Genomic DNA, 5,588 nt, shown 5'->3' on the forward strand with positions numbered 1-5,588 from the left:
ATTCCCGATTCCCGATTCCCGATTCCCGATTCGCGCATTCTAAATTCGCGCATTCTAAATTCCCTGCTCCCAATAAGTACCCGCAAGGGTACTGTCAACCCTACTGCAGCCTTGCAATTATGTAAATGGAAAGAACATTCAAGTGAGTTCTTTTTAGTAGTTAACTCTAAAGGATAATAGTTATGTCAGAAACTGAAATAGTTTCCAATCAAACCAAGCAAGCGAAGGAAATAGAACGGGACGATCAGCCGCTCCATGAAATCACTTCCAGCGAAAATCAATCCCAGGCAATAGATTGCGAAGACCAATTTGAGGGAATGATGGGTCGCGGTGAAATGGAAGCAGTACCCGGATTCAATAAATCCCGAGCGCTTAATGACGGTTTGGATTTCGACGAAAGAATTTTGGTCACAGAAGAGATAGAAAATCTTCCAGATGCTGGTGCTGAAGAATTCAAAAGGCCGGAGTCAGTATGTGGTAGTGACGACCGCATCCGTATTTCCCCAGCTACTAGTGTTCCCTGGCGATGGATTTGCCAGTTAATGATTACCAAAGCTGATGGCAGCCGCTCCCGGTGTACTGGCTGGTTCATTGGACCACGGACAGTAATGACGTCTGGACATTGCGTCTATAGCCATAGTGCTAATGGTTGGGCGCAGAAAATTGAGGTCTTTCCCGGTATGGATGAGAACGAAGCTCCCTTCGGCTCCCAAGTTGGCACATCCTTCCGCAGTGTAAAAGGCTGGACACAAGAAAAAGATGATGACTTCGATTACGGAGCAATTATTCTACCGGATGACACCCTAGGGAACCGAGTCGGCTGGTTCGGATTTATGAATCTATCCGACGAGTTACTGAGAAATCTACAGGTAAATAACTCTGGCTACGCTGGTGACAAACCATTTGGCACACAATGGTTCAATGCTGGCCGAATTACCAGCATCAGTGGTGGCAAGCTCTCCTATATGCTCGATACCTATGGCGGTCAAAGTGGTAGCCCCATCTGGCGCTTCCAAGATGGTGAACGCCATGCAGTGGGAATTCACGGCTATGGTGGCTGTCCTAACAGTGCTGTCCGGATCAATAAGTCTGTGTTTGATAACATGTCCGCTTGGAAAAATCTCTAATATCTCCGGGACTAATCAGCCGTCAGCTATCAGCGGTCAGTTATCAGCCGTCAGTGATCAGCTTTCAGTGATCAGTGATCAGTTATCAGCTATCAGCTATCAGCTCTTAGCTTATGCGCTACGGGCACGCTACGCGAACAGTCAACAGCTGATGGCGATCGCTAACGGCTAACGGCTGACCGCTGACCGCTGACCGCTGACCGCTGACCACTGACCACTGATACCTGAATGCTTACAGGTCAACTAACAAAGGACAAAACCGTCAGATGACTACTAAACTACAAATTCGTTTTAAATCTTTTGCTTTCAGCAGTCTTATCGGATTAAGCCTGCTGTTTTCTGCTTGTAGCGCTCCCCAACCAGACGTTCCATCGCAAAACAATCAGGGTAATAATCCAGATAATAATCCAATAGTTACTTCAACTGATGAACAAATGATTATCGAAGGTAAAATTGTCGCAGTTATGGAAAGTTTCCCTCTACAGTTAAAGGTAGAGACGAAGTCTGGTTCCTATAGTGTACAACTTCTTTCCGATACCAAAATCACTCGTCAAGGAGAAACTGTTGACCCAGGAAAATTAAGTCCTGACCAAAAGGTTCGGATTAAAGGTCAGAGTTCTGGTTCCAGTAAGTCTGCTATCACTGCTCAAACTATTGAAATCCTTTAGTAAGCTATCAGCGGTCAGCGGTCAGCGGTCAGCTTTGTGGAACAGGCTTCCAGCCTGTGAAGCATCGGTCAGCTATCAGCTGATAACTGATAGCTGATAACTGATAGCTGACGGCTGACTGCTTATAAATCACTTTTGTTTGTCTAACAATGGAGCTGCCTCTAGCAAGGTTCTAGTGTAAGGATGCTCAGGATTAGTAAACAGGTCATGAGTTGGTTTCTTTTCAACAATCTGACCTTTATTCATCACGGCGATTCCATCACAGAAAAACCGTGCTACCCAGAGGTCATGAGTAATAAACAAATAGGTAAGATTAAACGCTTCTTTCAACTCCAACATTAATTCTAAGACTTGAGTTTGGACACTAGCATCCAGCATACTCACTGGTTCATCACAAATCACCAAACTAGGATGAGTAATCAATGCCCGAGCAATAGCAACCCGTTGTTGTTGTCCTCCAGAAAGGTCAGCGGGATAGCGATTATAGTAATCCTCTACAGGCGTTAATCCTACCCGTTCTAGCATTTCATTGACCTGATTTTTTGCTGCTGTTGGATTAGCCGCTAATTTATGAATAAATAAGGGGTCGGCAATACTTTCTCCCACAGTCATTAAAGGATTAAGGCAAGCATGGGGGTCCTGAAATACCATTTGGATTTGACGACGAATTTCTTGTAGGGAATGTCGATTGAGTGTAGCTAAATTTGTGCCTTTAAACTCAACGGTTCCAGCGGTAGGACGAACTAATTGTAAGATAGTGCGAGATAAAGTACTTTTGCCACAACCGGATTCTCCTACTAGTCCTAAAATTTGCCCAGGATATAAATCAAAGCTGACGTTATCGACAGCTTTGATAACGTTTTTTTCTTGAGATACCAGTTGCTGAATAAAATTGCTTTCTAAGGTATAATATTGTTTGAGATTAGTAACCCTTAGCAAAGGGGTAGGAATCCCAGAGCTGGAATTCCCCTCAGGGTTATTAGTGTCAGGGTTATTAGTGTCAGGGTTATTAGTGTCAGGGTTATTAGTGTCAGTGTGGTCTTTAACTGCCTGCAGATGTAGAGCTGCTTCTAAGAGCGATCGCGTATAGTCATGGTTAGGTTGCCACAGAATCTGTGCCACTGGCCCAGTTTCCACCATTTTGCCACCATACATGACCGCAATGCGATCGCAATATTCCCCAATCATGGCCAAATCGTGAGAAATCAGTAACAGTGCCATGTCCCGTTCTCGACATAACCTAGTTAATTCTTCTAATATCTGTGCCTCTACCGTAACATCCAAGCTAGTGGTGGGTTCATCTGCTACAATTAACTTGGGATTGAGCAACAAGGCCAATGCGATCGCAACCCGTTGCCGCATCCCGCCACTAAATTCATGGGGATATTGAGAGAAGCGATTAGCGGCAATTTTCACCGCATCTAGAGTTTCTAATACTTTTGCTTTACTCTCACGTCGTGATAGCTGGGGTTGATGAGCTCTGAGGGTTTCTAGGCAGTGTTCCCCTATACTCATCAAAGGGTCAAGGCGAGTCATCGGGTCTTGAAACACTAGCGCTACAGCTTCTCCCCGAAACTGCCGCAGCTGTCCAGGAGTTAAGTCAAAGACAGACTTTCCAGCAAACCTTACCTGTCCTGTCACTCGGGACCCTTGTGGTAACAACTGCATGATAGCTCGTCCCAAAGTAGACTTACCGCAGCCTGACTCACCCACTAATCCCAGTCGCTCCCCTGAATCTAGCATGAAGGAAACATCATCTACTGCCCAAGCCGGTTTTGCAAGGGATTGGGTACTAGGATAGGCCACCTGCAAGTTTTCGACACAAAGTAGCGGTTCACTCATGGATTGAATTTTCCTCCCCTAAGAATATAAAAACTTTGATGCCATAACCATTAAATTTTGATTAAAATTTGTAAAGCTAGAGTAATTCCTATCTAACTCAACTGCTCTGATCGAGTTAATCAGGCCAGCAGTAGGATTGAGCAAAGTTATCCTATAAACATCTTTTTGACATCTTTTTGTCAGGGCATCACCATGGAACCTGTAAATACCCAAGTGTCTAATCACTATCAGCCAGAGTCACATTCCCAAAGCCAAGAAGAAACCAAAGGCAAATCCTCTGCATGGCTACTGACAGTCCTATTTTTAGTAGGAGGTCTAGCGTTGTTGCAAATCTCGACAGTACCAGAACCCCCTGTAGCCCAGACGAAAACTAAACAGATACCACCGCGACCGGTAGAAACTATTCCCCTGTCCTTAGGTAAAGGAGTTAAACGGATCCAGTTACTGGGTGAAGTAGAGGCAAGTGAAAAAATCACGATTAAATCTCAGGTGGATGGTGTGATACAACAAGTCAAAGTCCGAGAAGGCGATCGCGTTACCCCGGGCATGACCATTGCTAGTCTTGATGGTGCTGACCAACAGTTAGCCCTCGCCCAAGCTAAGGCAAGGCTTACTCAGGAAAAAAGTAATCTGGCTCGATTACAAATCGGAACCCGTCCAGAAATTCTTGCCCAACGGCAAGCAGAACTAGATGCGGCTAAAGCTCGGGAACAAGAAGCCAAGGATAACCTTGATGGTATGATAGCCATGCAACCCAATTTAATTGCCCAACGGCAAGCAGAACTGGATGCGGCTAAAGCTCGGGAACAAGAAGCCAAGGACAACCTCAAACGCATTGAAGGCTTAACTCTGGAAGGAGCTCTGTCTGAACGAGCGAAAGTGGAAGCAGAAAAATCAGCTGATGCAGCTACCAGTGAGCGCTTACGGGCTCAAGCTGCCCTAAGTGCAGAACAAACTAAAACCCAGCAAGAAATTGCTGAAGCCAAAAGTACCGTTGATGCCACCATCAGTGAGCGGTTGAGCATTGCAGCTCTGTTAGCGGAAGCCCAAGTCGGACCAACCCAGGAAGAAATTAATGCCCAGAAAGGAGTAGTAGCAGCAGCTCAAGCAGCAGTTGATCAAGCCCAACTTGCATTACAACGAGCCACGATTAAAGCCCCTACAGCTGGGGTGGTGCAATCGAGGGAAGTTGACACTGGGAACTATGTTGAAGGTGGGGATGCCATCATGACCTTGGTCAATAATGCTCAATTCGATATCTTTCTAGAAGTACCAGAAAAGTTTACTAATCAGGTCAAACCAGGGATGTATGTGGAATTAACTGCACCGCGAAGTTTCCCTAACTGGCAGCAACGAGCAGAGATTACCAGCGTTGTGCCTACAGCCAATGCCAACTCACGGCGACAACTAGTAAGGGTAAATCTCAAAAATCCCCCAAAAGACTTATTAGCTGGAATGGGAATTCAAGCCACTTTAGATTTACCCATTGATGTAGATCCCAGTTTTGTTATCCCCCGTGATGCCATCATTAAACGAAAAAACCAATCCCTAATCTATACCATTTCCCAAGACAAAGCACAAGAGTTTACCGTAGAAATCTTAGCGGATATGGGGGAAAAACTCCTGATCACTAATCAAAACTTACAAGCCAATCAACCCCTAGTTGTGTCAGGGGGTGAAGGATTAAAAGATGGTTCACCAGTTAAAATTACTAGTCCTTAATTCCTAATTATCGGACCTCTTGCAAACCTTAAAAAGGTGTAGCACAGTGCGGAATTCAAAATTCAAAATTCAAAATTATTACATGTTTACTGATTAAAGGTTTAGTATATAAGAGTTTTGCTTTTTTTGAAAAGTATATTGATTTCCGCCGTGCTGTATTAGTCTCTAGAATCCTTTCCGATTCCCGATTCCCGATTCCCGATTCCCGATTCCCGATTCCCGATTCCCG

Annotated in this window: 5 protein-coding genes; 4 read left to right on the plus strand and 1 reads right to left on the minus strand. The window is 44.9% G+C overall.

Annotation, left to right across the window (positions count from 1 at the left end; all coding sequences use genetic code 11):
* Nucleotides 1–182 precede the first annotated feature (182 nt).
* The 3 genes from AC4II3_RS30825 to AC4II3_RS30835 all read left to right on the plus strand — a co-directional run bounded on the left by AC4II3_RS30825 (nucleotide 183) and on the right by AC4II3_RS30835 (nucleotide 1,795).
* Nucleotides 183–1,127 (plus strand): trypsin-like serine peptidase, encoded by a 945-nt coding sequence (locus tag AC4II3_RS30825; RefSeq protein WP_488016220.1) that lies wholly within the window; start codon nucleotides 183–185, stop codon nucleotides 1,125–1,127.
* Entirely contained in the window at nucleotides 1,096–1,299 is a 204-nt protein-coding gene (locus AC4II3_RS30830) for a hypothetical protein (protein ID WP_488016218.1), read from the plus strand. The genes AC4II3_RS30825 and AC4II3_RS30830 overlap by 32 nt, the downstream gene beginning before the upstream one ends.
* A 94-nt stretch (nucleotides 1,300–1,393) precedes the next feature.
* Nucleotides 1,394–1,795, plus strand: a complete 402-nt coding sequence (locus AC4II3_RS30835) for a hypothetical protein (protein WP_488016216.1) — start codon at nucleotides 1,394–1,396, stop codon at nucleotides 1,793–1,795.
* Nucleotides 1,796–1,924: 129 nt separating this feature from the next.
* Here the strand turns inward: AC4II3_RS30835 and AC4II3_RS30840 are convergent, their stop codons facing one another.
* Complete coding sequence (locus tag AC4II3_RS30840) at nucleotides 1,925–3,637, minus strand: dipeptide ABC transporter ATP-binding protein (RefSeq protein WP_488016214.1); 1,713 nt, start codon at nucleotides 3,635–3,637, stop codon at nucleotides 1,925–1,927.
* Between the two features lie 192 nt (nucleotides 3,638–3,829).
* Here AC4II3_RS30840 and AC4II3_RS30845 point away from each other — a divergent pair, with 192 nt between their 5' ends.
* Nucleotides 3,830–5,359 (plus strand): efflux RND transporter periplasmic adaptor subunit, encoded by a 1,530-nt coding sequence (locus tag AC4II3_RS30845; protein ID WP_488016212.1) that lies wholly within the window; start codon nucleotides 3,830–3,832, stop codon nucleotides 5,357–5,359.
* Nucleotides 5,360–5,588 lie beyond the last annotated feature (229 nt).

It is taken from the genome of Moorena sp. (genome assembly GCF_982860115.1).

Coding starts and splice junctions, on each gene's coding strand:
- AC4II3_RS30835 (WP_488016216.1), top strand. CDS start 1,394: ATGACTACTAAACTACAAATTCGTTTTAAATCTTTTGCTTTCAGCAGT.
- AC4II3_RS30840 (WP_488016214.1), bottom strand. CDS start 3,637: ATGAGTGAACCGCTACTTTGTGTCGAAAACTTGCAGGTGGCCTATCCT.
- AC4II3_RS30825 (WP_488016220.1), top strand. CDS start 183: ATGTCAGAAACTGAAATAGTTTCCAATCAAACCAAGCAAGCGAAGGAA.
- AC4II3_RS30845 (WP_488016212.1), top strand. CDS start 3,830: ATGGAACCTGTAAATACCCAAGTGTCTAATCACTATCAGCCAGAGTCA.